Genomic DNA, 20,352 nt, shown 5'->3' with positions numbered 1-20,352 from the left:
TCCCAGTCGTACTCCGGCGCGGCGACGGTGTGCCCCGTGGCGGTGTTCCCTGTGACGCTGTGCCCTGGCGCGGTGTCCTCGAGGGTGGGTTCGATGTCGGCCTGGTGGGTCACGGTGTTCCTGTCCGTACGTTGTTGCTGTGCACGTTCTGGCGCTGCGCGGTATGCCGCAGGACGGCATCCCGCATCTGCAACACGGCCTGCTCGAGGATCGGCCGGGGCATGGCGAAGATCAGCCGGACGTACCCGTCATATCCCTTCCCGCACTGCGCTCCGTCGGTCACCGCAACACCCGCCTCTGTGCGGAAGAAGTCGGCGAGCGACCCCTCGATACCGAGCCGCCGACAGTCGAGCCAGGCGATGTACGTCGCCTCAGGGATGCGATAGCCGACCTCGGGCAGGTGCTCCGCCAGGAGCCGCCCGAGCTCGCGTCGGTTGCCGTCGAGGTAATCGGTGACCTCGGTGAGCCACTCCCGACCGTGCCGGTAGGCCGCAGTGGCCGCGATGACCCCGGGCGTCGACGCCCCGTGCAGCACCGCGAAACCGAAGATCTGGTAGAGCTCCTCGTCGGCTGGGTTGGACGTGATGAGCTGCGCGGCTTTGAGCCCGGGGATGTTCCAGGCCTTCGACGCTGAGGTCGCAGTGATCGTGTGCCGCGCGGTCACGGTCGAGAGGGAGGCGTACGCCACGTGCGGCGTGGACCCGTAGCGGAGCGGCGAGTGGATCTCGTCGGCGAAGACCCGGCCGTTGTGTCGGTCGACGATCTGCGCGATGGCCTCGAGTTCCTCGCGGGAGATCGCCGTCCCGGTCGGGTTGTGCGGATTGCAGAGGATGAGGGTGCGCGCGCCGGCGTGGAAGGCCGCCTCGATCCCGGCGAGGTCGTGCGTCCAGCGCCCGTCCGAGTCGATGCCGGGCACCTCGAAGACCTCTCGGCCGAGTGTCGGGATGAAGGAGAGGAACGGCATGTAGGCGGGCGTCGGGATGATGACGCCGCTCCCGGCCGGGGAGTACTTGGTGATCGCGACCTCGAGGGCGGCCATCACGTCGGAGACCGGGTGGATGTTCTCCGGGGCGATCTCCCAGCCGCAATCCGTGCGGAGCCACTCCGAGGCGGCCTCGGCCATCCGCCGCGTGGTCGCGGGGGCCAGGTACCCGAGGTCGCCGTCATCGATCGCGCGGTGCAGCGCCTCGGTGACCACGGGGGCCGTTCCGAAGTCCATCTCTGCGACCCAGGCGCCGATGGTGCCGGCGTGCAGGCTCCACTTCCGGCTGTCGGGCCGGCTCAGTTGCTCGCGGGTGATGTCGTCAAAGCGGGAAGTCGTCATCAGAATCTCTCCGGTGGATGGCCGGAGGTGCCCCTGCCTGCCAAGTAGTGCTTGACCTGCACGCTATCAACTGCGTGCGATGCGGGGAGTCTCGGTGCGACACATAACGACTCAGTGCGAGATCACGGCGAACTAACGCACGGTCGCGGTGCGGAGCGGCAACCAGATGCCCGCCATCGCGATCACGACCAGCACGACGCCGGCGACGGCGAGCCACCAGAGCGCGAAGTTCGCGATCAGCACGGATGCCGACGGGATCACGACGATCAGGCCGACGATGATCAGGATGGCAGCGACGGCCGCGATCACCTGCGGGCCGCGCGCCCCGAACCGCACCCAGGATGCGCCGAAGGCCCCTCCGACGCTCAGCAGGGCGAGCACCGAGAGGAAGACGATCGGGATCAGTTTCGTGAGGTCGCCGGCCCCGAGGATGTTGATGTCGAAGATGTAGAAGCCGAAGAACCAGTGCCCGGTGGCGAGTTCGAGAAGCGTAAGCACGGCGAACACCACGGTGAGATAGACGGCCTGCAGGATGTTCCAGGCCAGGGTCCCCAGGGTGAACGCCCGCCGGGTGGCCCCGAGCGCCAGTGCGAACGGGAACGTGGTCGCGGCAAAGGCGACGCCCATGCTGACCAGAAACCCGGCGAGCGAGAACAGCATGCCGGTGTTGCTCCGCGAGGCGTTGATCCACACTGCGGAGCCGGGCTGGCTGCCACCCCGCAAGAAGAGCAGCGAGATCAGGATCGAAATCACCACGACGACCGCGACGATGAAGAGCGGCACCAGGAGGGCGACCACGCGCCGGTTCAGGTGCAGTTTGACGACCGATGTGATGGCGTTCATGCTGCTGCCGCTTCCTTCTGCTGGGTGGTGCGGGTGGGCTGGGGGGCGGTCTGCTCCTCCGCGTTTCCGGCGGGCGCGCCGTATGCCGCGACGAGCTGCTGCAGCGAGGCCGGCGCGACCTGCACTCCCGCTCGCCGGGCGTCGGCGAGGAGGGCCTCGTCGGCGTCGCCGGTAACGGTCACCGAACTGAGAGTGCCGATGGCGCGCGTCTGCAGGACCGTGCGGCCGATGCACAGCCGGCCGACGGCATCCGCTGCGCCGCTGATCACGACCGCGAGTTCGCGGGCCTCGTCACGGTCGCAATCGACGGCCACCCGACCCGCGTTGAGAATGACGACCCGGTCGAAGAGCGACTCCGACTCGTCGATGAGGTGCGTCGAGAGCAGGATCGTGCGCGGATGCCGGCCGTAGTCCCGCAGGAGCACGTCGTAGAAGACGGTGCGCGCTCCGACATCCAGACCGAGGTACGGCTCGTCGAAGAGGGTGACGGGGGCCCGGGAGGCGAGGCCGAGCACGATCGCGACGGCAGACATCTGGCCACGGGAGAACTTCTTGATCGGCGTCTTCGCCGGGATCCGGAAGCCCTCGACGAGCTCAGCGGCGACCTCGGCGCTCCAGTCGGGTGCGAATTCGGGGGCGATCCGCAGCACGTGCTTGAGCTGGTAGTTGTCGGGGTAGCGCTGGTTGTCGCGGATGAAGCTGATCCGCGAGACGGTGGGCTCGTGCTCGAACGGAGTGTCGCCGAGCACAAGGGCCTCACCGGAAGACGGCCGGTCGTGGCCGGCGATGATCGACATCACGGTGGTCTTCCCTGCGCCGTTGCTACCGAAGAGCCCGCATATCGAGCCTTCCGGCACTCGGAAACTGACGTCGTCGAGAGCCGTGGCGTGGCCGTAGGTGCGGGTCACGGCGCGGATGTCGATGGCTGCGGTCATGAGAGAGCTTCTTTCTCGATCGTCGGGTTTCGATGGGGGGTCTGGGACTGGGACGGATCCTGGTTCTGGGACTGGGATTCGGTCTCGGCAGCGATCATCCGGGCGAGCTCTTCGGTCTCGATGCCGAGCACGTGCGCCTCGCGGACGAGGGGCTCGACGAACAGCGCGCGGAACGCCGCGTGCCGCTGGGCGCTGAGCAGCTCGCGGGCACCTTCGGACACGAACATGCCGACCCCCCGCTTCTTGAACAACACACCCTGCTCGACGAGCACGTTCACGGCCTTGCCCGCCGTCGCCGGATTCATCTGGTAGAAAATCGCGTATTCACTCGCCGACGGAACGGCCGTGCCCTCCGGGTACGTGCCGGCCACGATGTCGTTGGCGATCTGCGCAGCGAGTTGCTGGAAGATCGGACTGCTTTCGGAAAACACCTGTACCCCTTTGGTCCATTACTACACTAATGAACCTATGGACCTCGGCGGGTTCTGTCAAGCCTCTCCGGCCCTCCTCCGGCACCGTCTTCAGGGGCCATTCCCGCCCGGCACTCGGACGAGCGCACCGGCTGGCCCCAAATACCGAACACATATAAGGTTTTACCAATGCTCGACTCAGCTCGCCCTTCTCAACGGAGAGACCATGCCAGACAACTTGCGGACCGTACCCTCGATCTCTTCCCTGCGCACTGAGGGGCGTGGCCGGCCGCGGTTCCTCGCCACGGGCAGCCCGGCGCTCTCCTGGCAGGTCGAGACGGATTCCCCGGGATGGCTGCAGGAGTCCTACGAACTCGAAACCCGGGTCGGCTCCCGCGTGCTGAGTGCCCGGGTGGCCTCCGGGGAGTCGCAGCACCGGGCGTGGCCGGCAGACCCGCTGCCCGCGTATTCGAGCGGCGAGGTGCGGGTGCGGGTCGCGGGCGCTGATGGCCTGACGAGCGACTTCTCCCCGTGGCTCTCGGTCGAGACGGGTCCCCTGGGTGCCGCCGACTGGGTCGGCTCCTTCATCGCGGCGGGGCCCGCTGGCGGCGCAGCCACAGCAGCCGGCCACGCCTCCGACGCTGCCGAATCCACTGGCCCCGCCACTGCAGCAGACCTCGATTCCGCCGACCGCGGCACCGTGCGGTTCCGCACCGACTTCGAGAGCCGGGACGGCCTCATCCGCGCGACCCTCTCCGCGACGGCGCACGGCGTCTACGAGGCCGTGCTGAACGGGCGCATCGTCGGCGACGAGGTCCTCACGCCCGGCTGGACGAGCTACGCGGACCGGCTGGCCTGCCAGACCTTCGACGTCACCGATCTCGTGCACGCGGGCGGCCCCAATGTGGTCGGAGCGACCGTCGCAGACGGCTGGTACGGCGAACGTTTCGGCTTCGACGGCAACTTCGCGCAGAGCTATCCCGGACCGAAGGCGCTCGCCCTCCAGCTCCGGCTGGAATATGCCGACGGGCGCATCGACACCGTGGCGACGGATACGTCATGGACCGCGACGACGGACGGCCCGGTCACGAGCGCAGGGATCTACCGGGGCGAGAACTACGACGCCCGGGCGGAGGACGACGCGCTCGCGGTTCCGGGGACGTCGTTCCCGCATCCGCTCGCCGTCATCGTGCTGCCGGAGGACGCGGCGGACCCCGCGCGCGTCTTCCCCTCCTTCGCTCCCCCGGTGCGCCGGATCGAGACCCGGGCCGCCGGGCGCATCTTCACGAGCCCGTCCGGAGCGACCCTCGTCGACTTCGGGCAGAACCTCGTCGGCTGGCTGTCGATCACGGTCGACGCGCCGGCGGGGCACACGATCACCCTGCGCCACGCCGAGGTGCTCGAGCACGGCGAACTCGGCGTGCGGCCCCTGCGCTTCGCCCGGGCGACGGACCGCTTCACTGGCAACGGCGGCGGCCCGCGCACCTGGAGCCCGCGCTTCACCTGATCTGCGTGGTCGGGGTGCCGAGGCCTTCACCGACCGCGGTCAGCATGGCCTTGGTGTCGATCGCGTAGTTGAGCGCCTGGCGGATCCGGACGTCCTTGAAGGCCGGGTTCATCGAACCGTCGCGGTCGAGCAGGATGAGACCGGTCCAGTCCAGCTCGAACGGGTTCAGCGTGTAGCGTGTACTGAGTCATGACGTTGGTGACACTCGGCTGATGGGGGTTGTTCCGATGCCGGAGTGGATGCGTTCAGTGTTGTAGTAGTTGAGCCAGGGTGCAAGCGCTGCTGCGCGTTCGGCGTTGCTGGTGAAGACTTGGCTGTAGGCCCATTCAGTTGCGAGGGTTCGGTTGAGGCGTTCGACTTTGCCGTTGGTCCAGGGGCAGTGCGGTTTGATGAAGCGTTGCTCCGCGCCGATGTTTGCGACGGCCTGCTGGAACGCGACGGATTTCCGGTAGGCGAAGGCGTTGTCGGAGAGGACGCGTTCGATCTTTGGGATGCCGTTCGCGGCGAAGAACGCGGCCGCCCGGGTGAGGACGCCGGCGGCCGTGACGCCTTTTTCGTCGGGGTGGATCTCGACATAGGCGAGGCGGGTGTGGTCGTCGATCACGGCGTGGACGTAGTCGAATCCGATGCCGCGGCCACGGACCTGTTCGCTGCGACCGTGGGCCTTCCAGCCGCCGCCGTCGGGAATCCGGCCCAGTTTCTTCACGTCGATGTGGACGAGCTCGCCGGGTCGCTTGCGCTCATACCGGTTGGTGGTGGCGCGGGTCGCACGAATGGGCTCCCCGGTGAGGGGATCGCAGCAGGCGAGCGGGGGAACGTGGTGTCGGGCCAGTATCCGAGACACCGTCCGGGCCGGCACTCCGGTCGCTATCGCGATGCGCATCGGCCCGGACTTGAGATCACGACGTGATTTCAGCACGAGCTCTTCCCGTTCCGGGCTCGTCTTTCGAGGAGAGGACCGGGGTTGGGAGGACCGTTCGAGAAGTCCCGCAGGACCCTGGGCCCGGTAGCGGGCCAGCCAGCGGTGGGCGCATTGACGGGAGATGCCGAGCTCTTTCGCGACGTGAGCGACGGGCCGGTTCTCCACAGTTAGCCGCTCGATGAGCAGAACTTTTCCATGAATCGTCAAACGCGCGTTAATGTGACCCATGAGGACCTCCGTGACTTGTGAAGATTTCAGATACCTCCACTAAGCCCGGAGGTCCTCCCTCTTCACAAGCCCGAAAGTGTCACCAACGTCATGGCCGGGTACATGTAGCCGGCCGCTTCGACCTCGGCGTTGTTGGTGTTGACGGTGAGCTTGGCGCCGTTGAGCTGGCCGCCCTTGACGGCGTTCAGCATCGCGGTGACATCGGCGAGCACCTTGATGGAGAGGTTGTCGTAGTGCACGGAGCTCGGGTCCCAGTACTTCGGGTTCTTGGTGAACTCGTAGTTCGTACCGACGACGGTCTTGGTGGTGTCGAGGATGTACGGGCCGCTGCCGACCGGGTTGGTCTTGAGGTCGGCGTTGCCGAAGGCCTTGGGGCTCTCCTGCATACCGGCGTTCTGGGTCAGGTAGTGCAGCAGGGCCGGGTCGGCCTGGGTGAGGGTGAGGGCGACATGGGTGTCGTCGACGGCGTTCGCGTCGGCGAGTGACGCGAGGAAGGATTTGTTCGGCGAGGCGCCGTCACGGAAGCGGATCAGGTTCTGGGCCGCGGCATCCGGGTTGAACTTGGTGCCGTCGGTGAAGGTGACGTCGTCGCGAAGGGTCAGGGTGAGCACCGTCTTGGTGTCGTTGTACTCCCACTTGGTGGCCAGGTCGGGTCCGACCTCGCCGGTTGGATCCGCCTTGAGGAGGGTGTCGTAGACCGCCTGGCCGTAGGGGCCTCATTGGCGAATGCGATATCCGCGGCCGAGAAGGTGGTAGCTGGAACGATCACGCCGAGGGTGAGTGTGGTCGGGGCGCCGGAGGTGGTCGTGGTGCTGGTTGCCGAGCAACCCGTCAGGCCGAGAGCAAGAACTGCTGCGGCCGCCGTGAGGCTTTTCCATCGGAACATCGGTGTTCCCTTTCAGTGGGTGACCCCTCTTTGGGTCGCCTGGCTGAAAAGCTAACAGGAAAAGCGATTAACTACTAGGTTTTCATCAAATCGTTTTTTCCCGCGCTAGAGTCAGCGCATGACTATGACGGGGAAGTCGCGTGGGAGCTACGCCAAAACGGCAGGCCGACGTCGGGAAATCCTCGAGGCCGGCATCGAGGTGTTCGCCAACCACGGTTTTCGCAACGGTTCGCTGCGGGAGATCGCCGAGCGGGTCGGAATGAGCCAGGCCGGCCTGCTGCACCACTTCTCGAACAAGAACGAACTGCTCGCGGGCGTGCTCGCACTGCGCGACGAGCGCTCCGTGGCGCTCGTCCCCATCGATGGCACGCCCGACATCGAGACGATTCGCGGCATCGTGCGCGTGGCGGAGTACAACGCCGAATTCGCCCCGGGTCTTGTGGAACTGCACTGTGTGCTCTCCGCCGAGGCGACGGCGCCAGAACACCCGGCCCATCAGTACTTCCTCGACCGGTATACCTGGGTCGTCGGCCTGATGGTCGACGCGTTCACCAATGTCCAGGCGGCGGGCCAGCTGGTCGATGGAGTCGAGCCGGCGAGCGCCGCGCGGTCACTCATCGCGCTCAGCGACGGCCTGCAGGTGCAGTGGCTGCTCGCCCCGGACACCCTCGACATGGCTGAGGAGCTCCGGCGCTACCTACGCCCCCTCTTCACGATCGACTTCTAGAACTCTCCCCGGCCTTTTCCGGTCGAGAGTCACCGGTATGCCTGGCACTCTCGACCGGAAAGGTCACTCTCTAGCGGCGGCGTGGGCAGCGAGCTTGGCGGTGAAGTCGGCGAAGAGCAGGCGCAGGTCAAGCCGGGTGTAGACCCGGATCTGGCGCGGACCCTGCCGCGGCGTGGGATCGTAGCTGCCGTCCGTGAGGATCCGTGGGGCGGTGCAGGTGACCCACGCGCTCGAGGACGGGTCAGGCTCGAAACTCGAGTGCAGCGCGGTCAGGAGCACGAGCGGGCTGTCACCGAGGATGTACGTCTCACCGAGGTTGATCCCGTGCCGCCCGGCCGTGTCCGCGACCCCGGCGAGCGCCGCGTAGAGGTGCCGGCCGATCGCACCGCAGGGCCGTACCGAGGTGAGCAGCTCGGCCCAGGAGAACAGCGTCTGCCGGTAGGCGTCCCGCGGCACCTGCCAGAGCGGAATCCGGGAGTCGAAGATCACCTGGGCCGCACGGATGTCGATGGCGAGGTTGTATTCCGCGCCGCTCGTCCCCGGCGGCGCGGCCGCGATCCCGTCGTGTTCGGGTCCCCCGATCCAGACCAGGGTCAGCCGGTCGGCGATCCGCGGCTCGAGCAGGTAGGCGCTCGCGATCTCGGTGAGCCCGGCGCCGCACGCGACGAAGAGCGGAAGCTCGGTGTTGTCGCGGAGCACCTCCCGGATGATCAGGTCGGTTGCGTCAGAGCGGATGGCCGTGGTCCGGTCGCTGAGCCCGACGTTCGACCCGGCGATGACCGGGATGCTCCCGGTGCGCCCGAGCAGGTCGAGGACCTTTTCGGCGGCGGCGGCGGCTGCGTTCGTCGCGGTCTGCTCCGAGGGATCGAACGGGTCGCCGGGGCGCAGGTGCGAACCGATGATCGCCCGGATCTCGACCGACGGCGACAGCACGTGGTGCGCGAGCTGGACGAGGCCGTCCGGATCCCCGGAGAAGTCGTTGTCGATGATGACCCGGGCGCGGGGCCGGACCACCCGCTGCAGCTCGGCTTCGATCGGGGGCAGCGCCCCGGCATCCGTCTCGATCTGGTTCATCGTGCCTGCGCCTTCGCCCGGGGGAAATATCGCAACCAGACTACAAGTGTCCCCGGCCCCGCCCGTCCCAGGTGTTCAGTGCGGGGCCGGGCAGGACTAGCGTGCGGGACGGCCGGCCCCCTTCTCGCAGCATCCGCCGGGGCAGCCGGGCAGTACGGGGCCGTGCTGGCGCGCGAGGGCGAGGGTGGCGAGGGCCGCGACGAAGGCGGGGTGGATGCCGGGGGTTGCGACGCGTTCCATCGCCAGTCCGAGGCTGGCTGCGGTGGCGGCGGCCTCGGTGTCGAGGTCCCAGAGCACCTCCATGTGGTCGGAGATGAAGCCGATCGGCACGATCACGACTGCCTCGGTCCCGTCGGCGGCGAGCGCTCGGAGCGCGTCGTTGACGTCGGGTTCGAGCCACGGCATCGCCGGCGGGCCCGAGCGGGACTGGAACGCGAGCGACCAGGCCGGCTGGGGTGCATCGGGGGCGGCAGCGCCCGGTTCGGCGAGGGCGGCCATCACGGCGACCGCGACGGCCCGGTGCTGGGCGAGGTAGGCCCCACCCGTGCCCCAGCCGGCGTCGCGCGGACCGCTGCGGTCGGCATCCGCTGTCGGGATCGAGTGCGTCGTGAAGAGCACCTGGGTGCGATCGACCGGCACGCCCCGCGCCGCGAGGCGTGCGAGAGCGGCACGCGCGCCCTCGACGAAGGGCAGGACGAAGCCGGACTCGTCGAAGTACGGGCGCACCGCGTTGATGTGCACGGTGGTGTCGAGCCCCGTCGCGGTCAGGGCCCCGGCGATGTCCTCACGGTACTGGCGGCAGCTCGAGTATGAGCTGTACGCGCTCGTCGTGATCGCGAGGAGCCGGGTATGACCGGCAGCGGATGCCGCCCGCACGGTGTCCGCGAGCAGGGGCGTCCAGTTGCGGTTGCCCCAGTACACCGGCAGCGGCTCACCCCGGTCGGTGAACTCCGCCTCGAGGGCGGCCCGCAGGGCCCGGTTCTGCCCGTTGACCGGGCTCACTCCCCCGAAGGCCCGATAGTGGGTCGCGACGGTCTCGAGCCGTTCCTCGGGGATGCCGCGACCACGGGTGACGTTGCGGAGGAAGGGGATGACGTCGTCCTGCCCCTCTGGGCCGCCGAAGCCGAGCAGGAGCACGGCGTCGTACGCGCGGTCAGGCTGGGTCTCCTCCCCCGGCTCGCTCATGCCGTCAGGCCGGCCGCAGCATCCGCGCCCGGCTGGTACGGGCAGGCCGGGTCTTCGCCGAGGGGATCTCCGCTCGAGGCGAAGGCGCGCGCCCGCGAGCCGCCACAGAGGTCGGCGTATTCGCAGCTCCCACAGCGTCCGGAGAATTCGGTCGCGCGGATCTGCTTGAGCAGCGGGTTGTCGCGATAGATCTCGGCGAGCGGGGTCGTTTCGACATTGCCGAGGCCGAGCGGCAGGAAACCGGCCGGGTAGACGTCGCCGTCGTAGGCGACGAAGACGATGCCCTTGCCGTCGCGGGTCGACGCCGTCTGCGCGCGGGGCAGTCCGATCGGCGGCCCCATCAGGGACTCGAGCCGGCCGGCCAGCCGTTGGTATAGCGCGGTCTCCGGCGCCGGGTCTCCCGCGCGGCGCCGGGCGACGACCCGGCGGAAGAACGGGGCCTCGACCGTGCGGACGATGAAACCGTGTTGGGAAGCATCGAAGAGGAAGTGGCAGATCTCTTCGTGTTCCTCGGGCGTGACAGCCTCCGTCGAGACGCCGCGTCCGACCTGGACCAGGAAGAAGACCTCCCAGATGGCCGCGCCCGCGTTCGAGATGAGGGCCGCGACATCCGCCAGTTCGTCGACGTTCGCGCGCATCACCGTCGTGTTCACCTGCACGCTGAGCCCGGCCGAAGCGAGGGCGCGGATGGCGTTGACGGTGTCCTCGAAGTGGCCGGGGATGCCGCGCACGCCCTCGTGGGTCGGCGCGCTCGCACCGTCGAGGCTGATCGATACGGCCTTCACCCCGCTCGCGACGATCTTCTCGATCATCGCGGCGGTGAGGGTGGGCGTGACCGAGGGTGAGAGGGCCGTCGGCAGTCCGAGACCGGTGGCGTACTCGACGAGCTCGAACAGGTCGGGGCGCATCAGGCAGTCGCCGCCGGTGAGCACGAGGATCGGGTACGGCCGGCCGAAACCGGCGATCTGGTCGATCAGGTCCTTGCCCTGGGCCGTCGTGAGTTCGCCGGGCAGCGCCTGCATCGTCGCGCTCGCGCGGCAGTGCTTGCAGGCGAGGGCGCACGCCCGGGTCGTCTCCCAGAACACGAGCATCGGGCGCTTCGAGTAGTCGGGGCCGGGGCCGCGCCGGGCGGCGGGCAGCGTCGGCAGCACGGCGGGGTGGCCGAGCACGTGGCTCCTGGTCTCGTCGACGATGCTCATGCGCCGACCTCGCTCGGTGCCTGCGCCGCGGCGATGGCGCCGGCGGCGATGCTTTCGGCGATCCGGGTGGCGACCCGCTCGGCGTCGGCGACGCAACTCGCGAGGCCGACTCCGCGATAGCCCGATCCGGTCAGGTGCACCCCGGGCAGTGCGGCGAGCTCCCGGTCGGCGGTGTCGAGCCGGCCCTGGTGCCCGACGACGTATTGCGGCATCCCGAGCGGCCAGCGCTCGATGTGGTGGCTGGTGGGTCTCCCGGTCAGCCCGAGCGCCTCGACGAGTTCGGCGTGCACCTGCGCGACGAGGGTCGTGTCGTCGAGGCCGGCCCAGCGGGTGTCCCCGGCGCGCCCGACCATGCAGCGGATGATGACGGTCTCCTCATCGGCGAGGTGCGGCCATTTCTCGCTCGAGAACGTGCAGCCGACCACGAGTTTGCCCTCGACCGGCGGAACCAGGAACCCGTTGCCGCCGAGCGGGCGACCGAGCGCGGAGCGCGGGTAGGCGAGGCAGATCGTCGCGACGTCCGTGTAGGGGATCCCGGCGAGCGCGGCCCCGAGCACGGGGCTCTCGGCCAGGAGCAGTCCGGCGGCGACAAACGCGGGGGTGGCGATCACGACGGCGTCGGCCTCGACACTCGTCCCGTCGGAGAGACCCACGTGGTAGCCGGCACCCTCGCGGGCCAGACTCGTGGCGGCCGTGCCGAGGCGGATGTCGTCGCTCGCCGCCCGCGCGGCGAGCGCGTCGATGAGGCGGGCGAGTCCGCCCTCGACAGTGACGAGGGTGGCCCCGCCGGCCCGGGCGAGCCCGGGTGCCGTTCCGGCGGGCGCCGTCGCGCGGGACCCGGCCGCGGCATCCCCCGCGGTGGCGACGGGCACGGATGCGGAGCGGGACGCGGCGGCGGCCTTCGCGGCCCCGGCGCGGCGCCGGCGGCGGAGCGCGAGGTTCAGGCTGCGGTTGCCGCGGGCGAGCACCTCGATGTCGGGGGCGGTGCTGTGCGCGCTGAGCTCATCGGCGCGACCGGCGTGGATGCCGCCGAGGAGGGGGTCGACGAGCCGGTCGAAGACCTCGTGGCCCATCCGCGGGACCACAATCTCGGCGATCGTGGGATCGGCCGGCAGGGTGCGCCCGGCGGGGAGCACGAGGTCGAGGAGTGCCCGGGCGAAGCCGAGCGGGGAGAGCAGGCGTGACCGGAGCAGCGGCAGCAGTCGGTCGGGGATGCCGAACACGGTTCCTGCGGGCAGCGTGCGGAGGCGTCCGCGGGACCAGATCCGCGATCCCCCGCTCGCGGGTGCGACGACGAGGTCGGCGAGGCCCAGGTCGGTGAGGAGGTTCACGGCGACGGGTGCGCGCACCATCAGCGCATCGGGGCCGGCGTCGACCGAGTGCCCGGCGAAGTCCTCGGTGATGATCTTGCCGCCGAGGCGGGGGGAGGCCTCGAGCACGGTGATCAGGACCCCGTCCCCGAGAGACTGGTGCAGATAGTGGGCTGTCGCCAGTCCGCTGATTCCGCCGCCGACGATGACGACCCGGGGTCGAGAGAGCACGTATGGTCCTTCCGTTGCCGGTGGACCGGCACAGTCGGAAGGCTGGAGCACACCGTTCCATCGATCCTACGGCTCGGCAGGAAAGGCTTTTCCGACACTAGTGTCGGCGGCCCGTTCTGCCGCGCCCCCGTGACCCGAGACCGCAGGAGCGCCTACTTGGCGTGCGCCTCGGTCTTCTGCAGCTGCCACTCGAGGTCGTCTGGCGAGAGATTGGCGTCGCGGAAGGCATCCGTCAGCGGCAGCTGCAGGCGCAGGTCGGTGCCGAGGCAGAGGGCGGCGTGGCCGGACTTCAGCTTGAAGTCGAGCACGTGGCCGCCGGCGCTGCGGTCGTCGGTGACGAAGTGGGCGTGGCAGCCGGGAACGCCGATGCCCTGCTCGTAGAGCGGGGTGCGGAAGCCGACGATCGTGCCGGTCACGTTGTGCAGCTCGACGATCGCGTCCTCATCTGTGGCCTCGACCATCGGGCGATACGGCTTCTCCTGCTTGACGACCGTGCGCATGGTGATCCACTCGAACTCGGCGTCGATCCGCAGCGCGTACATGTAGTTCTCCGACGAGGTCATGCGGTCGATGAAGGCGGATGCCTCCGCGCGCAGGACACCCTCCGGCAGATCGCTCTCGACGTGAGGGACGAAGTTCGTGACGACCGCGTACGGGGTGTGCGCGCCGAGATCGGCCTTGGAGACTCCGCCGTCGGCACGCAGCTGGTAGCAGCTGCCGTCGAGGATCAGCATCTCGCCGTCGAGCCCGTTGAAGGTGCCGATGCCGAAGCTGCCGTGGCCGAGCAGGTCGCGCACGGTCATCTCGCCCTCGTACACACCGTCGAGCAGGGCGCTCATCAGGCTCGTCTGGAAGATCTCGTGTCGGGAGACCGTGAATTCACTCACTGCAGCACATCGCTTTCCAGATCAGCCATGAGCTCATCCCGGTTGTTTCGGTAGTCGACGCGCACGTCGATGATGCTCGGCCCTGGCTCGGCCATGGCCTGTTTCAGCACGCCCGCGAAGTCGTCGAGGTGCGTGACCCGGTAGCCGTGGGCGCCGAAGGATTCGGCGTACTTGACCGCGTCGTAGTCGCCGAGCTGCACGCCGGAGGTGCGGCCGTACTTGCCCTGCTGCTGGAACGCGACCATGTCGTAGGTGCCGTCGTTGAAGATCACGTGGGTGAACGTCGAGCCGAGGCGCACCGCGGTCTCGAGTTCCATCGCCGAGTAGAGGAACCCGCCGTCGCCCGAGACGGAGACGACCGGGGTGCCCGGCCGCACGAGGGTCGCGGCGATCGCCCACGGAAGGGCGACGCCGAGGGTCTGCTGCCCGTTGGAGAAGAGCAGGGCACGCGGGTGATAGGTGCGGAAGTGCCTGGCCATGTAGATGTAGTGCGACCCCACGTCGCAGAGCACGGTCGTGTCATCGGGCAGCAGGTTGCGCATCGCGAGGGTCAGGGCCGCGGGGTGCACACCCTCCGACTCGTCGTCGTTCCAGTGCGGTTCGTCGGCCTCGGCGAGGCGGGCCCGTTCGGTGGCGACGACAGCGGATGCCGCGGCACTGAGCTCGAGGCCGTCGATCTGCCGGGCGAGCGCGTCGATGGTCTCGGCGACGTCGCCGCGCAGCTCGACCGTCGGGCGGTAGTAGTCGTCGAGGTCTGCGGAGAGCTCGTCGAGGTGGATGATCCGGCGCTGGTGGTCCTTGTTCCACTTCGAGGGCTCGTACTCGACGAAGTCGTAGCCGATCGCGAGGATGAGGTCGGCCTTGTGCAACAGGATGTCGCCCGGCTGGTTGCGGAACAGGCCCACCCGGCCGAGGTAGTGCTCTTCGAGCTCGTGGGACAGCACGCCGGCCGCCTGGAACGTCTCGACGACGGGCAGGTCGGCGACGCCGAGAAGGCGATGCAGGGCAACGGTCGCGCGGTCGGACCCTGCACGTGCGCCGGCTAGGATGACCGGGAACTTCGCACCCTTCAGAAGTGCGGCCGCGCGCGTGACACTCTCCGCCGGGGCGGCGCCGAGGCGCGGCACCCAGTGCGGTCCCGTCATCGACACGGTCGTCGTGTCGACGAGCACGTCACACGGGAGCACGACGGCGGCGGCGCCCTTGGGCTCCTGGGTCGCGCGTCGGAACGCGTTGGCGATGGCCTCCGGCACGTTGTCGGCGACGCTGACCTCGCCTGCGGACTTGGTCACGGCGGAGAGCATGCCGACGGCGTCCATGGACTGGTGGGTGCGCTTGAGCCGGTCGGCGCGGGAGACCGCGCCGCAGATCGCGACCATCGGGTCGCCCTCTGTCGTGGCCGTGAGCAGGCCGGTCGCGAGGTTGGAGGTGCCGGGCCCGCTCGTGACGAGCACGACCCCGGGCTGGCCGCTCAGCCGGCCGACGGCCGCGGCCATGAAGGCCGCATTCTGCTCGTGCCGGCAGACGATGAGTTCGGGGCCGTCGTCGACGAGGGCGTCGTAGACGGGGTCGATCTTGGCGCCGGGAACGCCGAACACCCATTTCACCCCGTGGGCCTTGAGCACCTCGACGACCCGGTCGGCCGAGCGCCGGGGCGCGGCGGGCGCGCCGAGGCCATCCGTTATCGAGGGGACCGCGGAATGAGGATCGGTCTGGACGCGGGCATCCGCCTGGATCGGGGCGTCCGCCACGGGGCCGCTGCCCAGGACAGTTGAATTGTTCGTCACGTCATGCCTTCCGGTTCGCCGTTCGAGCGGCTCCCTGTATCTATCGTCCCGCTCCGACAGATAAGAAACAACGCCGAATGGTGATGGAAACGATCTGTAAATGAGATGATGCACGAGTGGATGTGCGACAGTTCGAATTCTTCAGCGCGGTGGCGAGCGAACTGAGCTTCACGCGCGCCGCCGACCGACTCACGATCGCGCAGTCCGCGGTGTCCGCAGGGGTGCGGTCGCTCGAGAACGAACTCGGCGTCGAGCTCTTCGACCGCAGCCGCAGGCAGATCCGGCTCACCTCGACGGGCGAGCTGTTGCTGCCCAAGGTGCGCGAGGCGCTCGATGCCGTGAACGGGGTGCGCGATGCCGCCGAGGAGACCACCCACGCGATCACGGGGTCGATCGTGATCGGCCTGATGACCTCGGTCACCCTCGTCAACGTGCCGCGACTGCTCGGGCTGTTCCGCACCGGCCACCCGGGGGTCGGGGTGCGGCTGCGCGCGGCCAGGCGCGGTTCGGCCGGGCTCCTCGACGAGCTCGCGACCGGCGAACTCGACCTCGCCTTCCTCGCGCTCAGCGGACCCGTGCCCACCCAGCTCGTGGCCGCGCCGATCTCCTCCTCGCCGATGGTGCTCGTGGTCCCGGCCGATCACCGCCTCGCCACGGCCGGGCACGTCGGCCTCGACCATCTCGACGACCTCGCCCCCGAGGAATTCATCGACCTGCCGCCCGGCTACGCGAGCCGGCAGATCGTGGACGAGACCTTCGCCGCGGCCGGCCTCGAACGCCGGGTGATGATCGAGGTCTCCGACATCGGCACCGCCGCCGAATACGTGACCAACGGGCTCGGCGTCGCCCTGCTGCCCGAATTCGCCGCCCGGGACGCCCGCAACGTGCGACGCCTCCCCGTCGCGGGCATGCCCGACTTCACCGTCTACCTCGCGGCGTCGCGCACCCGGCGGCTCTCGGCGGCGGTGCGGGCCTTCATCGACCTGGCCCTCGCCGACGACGAGACCGGCGCGATCCGGTGATGCGGTGATGCGCTGATGCCCCGGCTCGTCGTGGTCCTCCCGCTCACGCCGCTCGCTGTCGGCGCCACCTTCCTGGTGCGCGACTGGCCCCTGCACGTGACGGTGCTGGCGCCGTTCCTGACGGATGCCGCGCCCGGCGCGATCAGGGAGGCTCTCGCGGCCTCGGCATCCGCCGTGCCCGCGCTGAGCGTGGTCGCCGGCGGCGCGGAACGCTTCGGGCGCCGCCACGACATTCCCGTGACCGTGCTCGAACCCGACCCCGGGCTGACCGCGCTGCACGACCTCGTGGTCGCGGCCGTGCGGCCGTTCGCGACTGCGCCAGGGGAGGCGGCGTTCACCGGAACCGAGTTCCGGGCGCACGTCACCGACAAGCACCACGCGCGGGTGAATACCGGCGACATCCTCGAACTCGGCCAGATCGCTCTCGTCGACATGGCGCCCCGGGCCGACCCGGCCGGTCGCGCCGTGCTCGCGACGATCCCGCTGCGCCCGCGCTCTCACTCGGCCCGCCCCTAGCTTCGGCGGCCGGCACGCGTCGCGCGTCACGTGTCGCAACCCAGCGCAGGCGCGCCCGTTGCGCCGCTTCGCGCCAGGCATGCCGGGCGCGAAGCGGCGCAGGGGGTGCGCGAGGAGAAAAGCTGCGTCAGGCGGCGAGCGGATGCGCCGCGAAGAACCTGAGGACGGCATCCGTCGCCCACGCGCTCTCGAGGAAGTAGCCGTGCCGGAGCCCGGGCAGCTCCCCGAATGCGGCATTCGGAATATGTTCGGCGAGGCGTTCGCCGTTCCCGGGAGGAGTGACCTCGTCGGCGTCGCCGTGCAGCACAAGCGTCGGCGCGGTGATCCCGGGGAGGTGGTCCCAGGCGTCGTGCGCGGTGCTCGCGCCGAACAGGAGGCGCCGGGTGTGGACCGAGGTCGGTCGTACGAACGTGGCCGCGACGAGCTCCGGGTGGGACGCGATGAAGGCATCCGTGAAGAACAGCGGACCCATGGAGAGTGCGTCGCCCCGGGCCATGCGCTGGGCGACGTCAGCCGTGCGGGTCAGACCCCGGTCATCGCCGCCGCTCGTCGCGCCGAGCACGAGGGCGCCCAGGCGATCGGGGTGGTTGATCGCGAACCACTGCGCGACCCGGCCGCCCATCGAGTGCCCGTACACGTGCGCCCTGTCGATCCCCGCGGCGTCCAGAGCGGCGACGATGTCCTCGGCGAGCGCCGCCGTCGTGAAGCGCGCGTCGGCGCCGGGCTCGCTGTCGCCGACCCCGCGCGTGTCGAATGTAATCACCCGGTGCCGGGCACCGAGCGTCGGCAGCAGCGGAGACCAGGACCGGCTCGAGACGCCCTGTCCCGCGACCAGGACGACGGGGTCACCTGTCGCGTTACCGCCGGTCGACGACCAGGCGATGCGGGCGCCGTCGGGCGCGAGGGCGTACTCCATGGATGCCTTCCGAGCGGGGCCTGGGACTCCCCCATCGTAACGAGCGCACCGGGGAGGGCGCCGCAGGCCTCAGCCGATGAAGGTGCTCGCCGTCACCTCGAATTCCTCGACGTCGACGATCGTCAGGTGCTGTTCGGCGCTCGAGTCGGCGCGAATCGACTCTGCGGGCTCCCTGCTCCCCGCGAGGGAGTCCTCCGAGTCCCAGAGCGTGATGGCCAGGGCCGTGTCGGTCTCCGTGCCTTTCAGGAAGTACATGCCGCGGCCGCCGGGGTTCGCGAGCACCCGCAGCATGGTCGCATTCTCATTCGCGTGGGGGTCGGTGTCTGGGCCGGTCCTGAAGGTGCTGATTCGGGCATACATCGTCAGCCCTCGACCATCATCACGACGGTTTCCGGGCGGACGCCGTCGAACTGCATCGCCTCAGCCGCGACTTCGGACGCCATCACCCGCTGGAAGACGTCCATGTCGGGCACGTCGGCGATCAGGCCGACCCTGTGGTCGTCGGTCGGGTCGATGAAGGTCTGGATGCTGATGCCGAGCGGCCCGAACACCTCGTCCCGCCGGGGTGAGTTGAGCCAGTGCTCGACGTCATCGACCTCATGGAATATCAACACCGTTGTCATGATTGCCTCTCTCGGTTCCGACGCTGGGACAGGAGGGTGAGCGGTTCGTTCGCGCGCGAACCGGCCATCGCGCAGACCGTACCGCCGCTTCCCCCCGAGCGATAGGGACGGTCGACGAAGCGCCGGGACCTCTGCTCGACGGTCCCTGAGATGTCGGCGGCCAGTGTGTCCGGAGAGATCACGGCAACAGCAACGCTCGGAGCGTCAGATTCTGGCGAAGGCGGCCGCGGAAGCACTGAGGGACACAGCGACGCAGTACGCCGTCGCCGGGCCGAGCAGGATGAAGACCGCAGGGACGGAGATTGTCGAAGCGATGATCGCGACGAGGATGACCAGGGGCAGGATCGTGCCGATGACAGCCACCAGGCCGGTCCGGCGCGGGTTGATCAGCGCAGGCACGATGAGGATCACGCAGATCACCCCGAACACGATCAGCGGCAGGCCGGATTCCCGGGGCCAGACCCCGTCGGGCCACACGACCGCCGCGAGCCAGGCAAGCGGAATGCCCCAGACGAACGCGATCCAGCCCCAGATTCGGGCCGCCTGCCACCCGCGGGTTTCGGTCCAGGCGGACATCACAACGACGAAAACGAGCCCGGCCACCACGGAGAGACACTGCAGCACGACGGTGACGATGACGCCCGTGCGGCCCATGGGCCCGAGCAAATTCCGGTCTGGCTGGCCCAGCCAGACGATGAACAACAACCACGGCAGTGCGGCTCCGATCGCGATCACACCGATCCGCGTCGCCTGCACGGATGCCCGCGCCCACCATACCTGTCGTGTTTCGAGCCCCGTATCCACCCGTGAACCCCCTCGTGGGGCGCTCGCCCCCTCTCGCAATCTAGGAAGGCCCGATGGCTGGCCAATGAACCACCGGCGTCCCAGACATGAAGACTCGGGCTCGGTGCCGGCTCCTCCGAGGGCCGGGGTGAAGGTGTTCCATCCCTTATGATCTGCACACGGGGGTATGGGATGCGCGGAATCGCGGCAACATGCGGGTTGATATCGGTGCTGGTGGCTCTTACGGGCTGCACGCGCGGTGACCGATTCCGCCGCCGCACGCGACCTCAGGTGGAATTCGAGCCACTTTGAACCTCCGTACGTGAACGCCTGGCGACGCATCACGTCGTCAGCGCGCACGGAAACAGACTTCCTTGTGCATGGGCACCGGTCGATGTCACGCTGCTGGCCGCCGACAGACGAAGATGGTATCAACCGATCCGTCCCCGCAGCCTCGTGCCTCCAGTTTGAATCGCAGATCATACGAACCCCTCCGTCCTTGCGAGGTTTGCCGATTGTCCGCAACTTGAATTCGGTGCGCGCCTCGATTCGTGCGCGATACGTTTCCATGTCAACCGTGCCTTCGTCGATATCTGCCGTCGCGGTGATGAATGCACGCGGCATCAGCGGGCAATATGCGCTCCCCTCGACCCACATGACGCCCTCGTCGAGCATGCTTGCCCCAAGCTGCTCCTGCCTGTAATCGGTGGAGGGGGTGAAGCCGAGCTCGAAGGTCGGCCGATAAAGCTTGTCGAAACGACGGCTACCGAAGTATCCGAGGTCGGCGTCAACGATTTCCGGACGAATGCCAGTGTTGAGGGCTCCACGCATGAGCGTGACCGCAGTGTTAGCTGTCTCGAGCATGGGGAGGTGGAGTGTCGCACTGAGGACGAGCTGAGGGAATCGGCGGCGGGTCGATAGGTTCGAGTCGACGCGGATGCCCTACGTGTCAGGGTGAGTTGAGGCGGGTAGCTCAGAGCAAGTTCGCCGTTTGACGTAGGGCGAGAATCAGGAAGTCCCACCATGTCCAGTCCCTC

General features: G+C 68.9%; 20 protein-coding genes and 1 pseudogene. 4 read left to right on the top strand and 17 right to left on the bottom strand.

Features of this window, described 5'->3' with window-relative positions:
* Nucleotides 1–109: 109 nt before the first annotated feature.
* From E3O39_RS11670 to E3O39_RS11655, 4 genes are all read right to left on the bottom strand, one after another.
* Nucleotides 110–1,324 carry a MalY/PatB family protein gene (locus E3O39_RS11670; protein ID WP_134447074.1) on the bottom strand — a complete coding sequence of 405 codons (1,215 nt, stop codon included), beginning with the start codon at nt 1,322–1,324 and terminating at the stop codon, nt 110–112.
* A gap of 132 nt (nt 1,325–1,456) precedes the next feature.
* Entirely contained in the window at nt 1,457–2,167 is a 711-nt protein-coding gene (locus tag E3O39_RS11665) for a hypothetical protein (protein WP_134447072.1), read from the bottom strand.
* Nucleotides 2,164–3,102: an ABC transporter ATP-binding protein gene (locus E3O39_RS11660; protein ID WP_134447070.1), complete on the bottom strand. Its 939-nt coding sequence runs from the start codon at nt 3,100–3,102 to the stop codon at nt 2,164–2,166. Before E3O39_RS11660 ends, E3O39_RS11665 begins: the two co-directional genes overlap by 4 nt.
* Nucleotides 3,099–3,533 carry a GntR family transcriptional regulator gene (locus E3O39_RS11655; protein ID WP_134447069.1) on the bottom strand — a complete coding sequence of 145 codons (435 nt, stop codon included), beginning with the start codon at nt 3,531–3,533 and terminating at the stop codon, nt 3,099–3,101. Before E3O39_RS11655 ends, E3O39_RS11660 begins: the two co-directional genes overlap by 4 nt.
* Nucleotides 3,534–3,738: 205 nt before the next feature.
* Here E3O39_RS11655 and E3O39_RS11650 point away from each other — a divergent pair, with 205 nt between their 5' ends.
* Nucleotides 3,739–5,019: a family 78 glycoside hydrolase catalytic domain gene (locus E3O39_RS11650; RefSeq protein WP_134447067.1), complete on the top strand. Its 1,281-nt coding sequence runs from the start codon at nt 3,739–3,741 to the stop codon at nt 5,017–5,019.
* Here the strand turns inward: E3O39_RS11650 and E3O39_RS11645 are convergent.
* The 3 genes and pseudogenes from E3O39_RS11645 to E3O39_RS11635 all read right to left on the bottom strand — a co-directional run.
* Complete coding sequence (locus E3O39_RS11645; protein WP_134447065.1) at nt 5,012–5,131, bottom strand: ABC transporter substrate-binding protein; 120 nt, start codon at nt 5,129–5,131, stop codon at nt 5,012–5,014. The two genes, E3O39_RS11650 and E3O39_RS11645, sit on opposite strands and share 8 nt — an antisense overlap.
* A 75-nt stretch (nt 5,132–5,206) precedes the next feature.
* Nucleotides 5,207–6,169: an IS481 family transposase gene (locus tag E3O39_RS11640; RefSeq protein ID WP_134447063.1), complete on the bottom strand. Its 963-nt coding sequence runs from the start codon at nt 6,167–6,169 to the stop codon at nt 5,207–5,209.
* 62 nt (nt 6,170–6,231) lie between these two features.
* A pseudogene (locus E3O39_RS11635) lies at nt 6,232–6,819 on the bottom strand (ABC transporter substrate-binding protein); the annotation flags it as partial.
* Between the two features lie 354 nt (nt 6,820–7,173).
* Between E3O39_RS11635 and E3O39_RS11630 the strand changes: the two are divergent.
* Nucleotides 7,174–7,782, top strand: coding sequence for a TetR/AcrR family transcriptional regulator (locus E3O39_RS11630; protein ID WP_134447060.1), 609 nt, complete (start codon nt 7,174–7,176; stop codon nt 7,780–7,782).
* Between the two features lie 63 nt (nt 7,783–7,845).
* Here the strand turns inward: E3O39_RS11630 and E3O39_RS11625 are convergent, their stop codons facing one another.
* The 6 genes from E3O39_RS11625 to alsS all read right to left on the bottom strand — a co-directional run bounded on the left by E3O39_RS11625 (nt 7,846) and on the right by alsS (nt 15,455).
* Nucleotides 7,846–8,856, bottom strand: coding sequence for a nucleoside hydrolase (locus E3O39_RS11625; protein WP_134447058.1), 1,011 nt, complete (start codon nt 8,854–8,856; stop codon nt 7,846–7,848).
* Between the two features lie 96 nt (nt 8,857–8,952).
* Nucleotides 8,953–10,041 (bottom strand): ferrochelatase, encoded by a 1,089-nt coding sequence (locus E3O39_RS11620; protein WP_134447056.1) that lies wholly within the window; start codon nt 10,039–10,041, stop codon nt 8,953–8,955.
* Nucleotides 10,038–11,240: a TIGR04053 family radical SAM/SPASM domain-containing protein gene (locus E3O39_RS11615; RefSeq protein WP_134447054.1), complete on the bottom strand. Its 1,203-nt coding sequence runs from the start codon at nt 11,238–11,240 to the stop codon at nt 10,038–10,040. Before E3O39_RS11615 ends, E3O39_RS11620 begins: the two co-directional genes overlap by 4 nt.
* Nucleotides 11,237–12,781, bottom strand: coding sequence for a protoporphyrinogen oxidase (hemG, locus tag E3O39_RS11610; RefSeq protein ID WP_166788312.1), 1,545 nt, complete (start codon nt 12,779–12,781; stop codon nt 11,237–11,239). Before hemG ends, E3O39_RS11615 begins: the two co-directional genes overlap by 4 nt.
* Nucleotides 12,782–12,933: 152 nt before the next feature.
* Nucleotides 12,934–13,668: an acetolactate decarboxylase gene (gene budA, locus E3O39_RS11605; RefSeq protein ID WP_134447044.1), complete on the bottom strand. Its 735-nt coding sequence runs from the start codon at nt 13,666–13,668 to the stop codon at nt 12,934–12,936.
* A complete protein-coding gene (gene alsS, locus E3O39_RS11600; RefSeq protein WP_241975238.1) occupies nt 13,665–15,455 on the bottom strand; it encodes an acetolactate synthase AlsS in 1,791 nt (596 codons plus the stop codon). Before alsS ends, budA begins: the two co-directional genes overlap by 4 nt.
* A gap of 116 nt (nt 15,456–15,571) precedes the next feature.
* Here alsS and E3O39_RS11595 point away from each other — a divergent pair, with 116 nt between their 5' ends.
* Together E3O39_RS11595 and E3O39_RS11590 are read left to right on the top strand one after the other, a co-directional pair.
* On the top strand, nt 15,572–16,477 hold the full coding sequence (locus E3O39_RS11595; protein WP_241975239.1) for a LysR family transcriptional regulator: 906 nt from the start codon (nt 15,572–15,574) through the stop codon (nt 16,475–16,477).
* A 15-nt stretch (nt 16,478–16,492) separates the two neighbouring features.
* Nucleotides 16,493–16,993: a 2'-5' RNA ligase family protein gene (locus E3O39_RS11590; RefSeq protein WP_134447042.1), complete on the top strand. Its 501-nt coding sequence runs from the start codon at nt 16,493–16,495 to the stop codon at nt 16,991–16,993.
* Nucleotides 16,994–17,120: 127 nt separating this feature from the next.
* Here the strand turns inward: E3O39_RS11590 and E3O39_RS11585 are convergent, their stop codons facing one another.
* The 4 genes from E3O39_RS11585 to E3O39_RS11570 form a co-directional block, all read right to left on the bottom strand.
* Entirely contained in the window at nt 17,121–17,909 is a 789-nt protein-coding gene (locus tag E3O39_RS11585; RefSeq protein WP_134447040.1) for an alpha/beta fold hydrolase, read from the bottom strand.
* 69 nt (nt 17,910–17,978) lie between these two features.
* Nucleotides 17,979–18,200 (bottom strand): hypothetical protein, encoded by a 222-nt coding sequence (locus E3O39_RS11580; protein WP_241975240.1) that lies wholly within the window; start codon nt 18,198–18,200, stop codon nt 17,979–17,981.
* A 71-nt stretch (nt 18,201–18,271) separates the two neighbouring features.
* Complete coding sequence (locus E3O39_RS11575) at nt 18,272–18,532, bottom strand: hypothetical protein (RefSeq protein WP_134447036.1); 261 nt, start codon at nt 18,530–18,532, stop codon at nt 18,272–18,274.
* Nucleotides 18,533–18,736: 204 nt separating this feature from the next.
* Nucleotides 18,737–20,179: a hypothetical protein gene (locus E3O39_RS11570; RefSeq protein WP_134447034.1), complete on the bottom strand. Its 1,443-nt coding sequence runs from the start codon at nt 20,177–20,179 to the stop codon at nt 18,737–18,739.
* Nucleotides 20,180–20,352: the final 173 nt, after the last annotated feature.

It is taken from the genome of Cryobacterium sp. MDB2-A-1 (genome assembly GCF_004402675.1).
GTDB lineage: Bacteria > Actinomycetota > Actinomycetes > Actinomycetales > Microbacteriaceae > Cryobacterium > Cryobacterium glucosi.
Note: the sequence above shows the minus strand (reverse complement) of the source record. Positions and strands in the feature narration are given on the sequence as shown.

What these genes read in the sequence shown, in the direction of transcription:
- E3O39_RS11570 (WP_134447034.1), bottom strand. Translation starts at nt 20,179, where the DNA reads ATGCTCGAGACAGCTAACACTGCGGTCACGCTCATGCGTGGAGCCCTC.
- E3O39_RS11645 (WP_134447065.1), bottom strand. Translation starts at nt 5,131, where the DNA reads ATGAACCCGGCCTTCAAGGACGTCCGGATCCGCCAGGCGCTCAACTAC.
- E3O39_RS11660 (WP_134447070.1), bottom strand. Translation starts at nt 3,102, where the DNA reads ATGACCGCAGCCATCGACATCCGCGCCGTGACCCGCACCTACGGCCAC.
- E3O39_RS11580 (WP_241975240.1), bottom strand. Translation starts at nt 18,200, where the DNA reads ATGCTGCGGGTGCTCGCGAACCCCGGCGGCCGCGGCATGTACTTCCTG.
- E3O39_RS11615 (WP_134447054.1), bottom strand. Translation starts at nt 11,240, where the DNA reads ATGAGCATCGTCGACGAGACCAGGAGCCACGTGCTCGGCCACCCCGCC.
- E3O39_RS11620 (WP_134447056.1), bottom strand. Translation starts at nt 10,041, where the DNA reads ATGAGCGAGCCGGGGGAGGAGACCCAGCCTGACCGCGCGTACGACGCC.
- E3O39_RS11630 (WP_134447060.1), top strand. Translation starts at nt 7,174, where the DNA reads ATGACTATGACGGGGAAGTCGCGTGGGAGCTACGCCAAAACGGCAGGC.
- E3O39_RS11670 (WP_134447074.1), bottom strand. Translation starts at nt 1,324, where the DNA reads ATGACGACTTCCCGCTTTGACGACATCACCCGCGAGCAACTGAGCCGG.
- E3O39_RS11640 (WP_134447063.1), bottom strand. Translation starts at nt 6,169, where the DNA reads ATGGGTCACATTAACGCGCGTTTGACGATTCATGGAAAAGTTCTGCTC.
- E3O39_RS11590 (WP_134447042.1), top strand. Translation starts at nt 16,493, where the DNA reads ATGCCCCGGCTCGTCGTGGTCCTCCCGCTCACGCCGCTCGCTGTCGGC.
- E3O39_RS11585 (WP_134447040.1), bottom strand. Translation starts at nt 17,909, where the DNA reads ATGGAGTACGCCCTCGCGCCCGACGGCGCCCGCATCGCCTGGTCGTCG.
- E3O39_RS11650 (WP_134447067.1), top strand. Translation starts at nt 3,739, where the DNA reads ATGCCAGACAACTTGCGGACCGTACCCTCGATCTCTTCCCTGCGCACT.
- E3O39_RS11625 (WP_134447058.1), bottom strand. Translation starts at nt 8,856, where the DNA reads ATGAACCAGATCGAGACGGATGCCGGGGCGCTGCCCCCGATCGAAGCC.
- E3O39_RS11665 (WP_134447072.1), bottom strand. Translation starts at nt 2,167, where the DNA reads ATGAACGCCATCACATCGGTCGTCAAACTGCACCTGAACCGGCGCGTG.
- E3O39_RS11575 (WP_134447036.1), bottom strand. Translation starts at nt 18,532, where the DNA reads ATGACAACGGTGTTGATATTCCATGAGGTCGATGACGTCGAGCACTGG.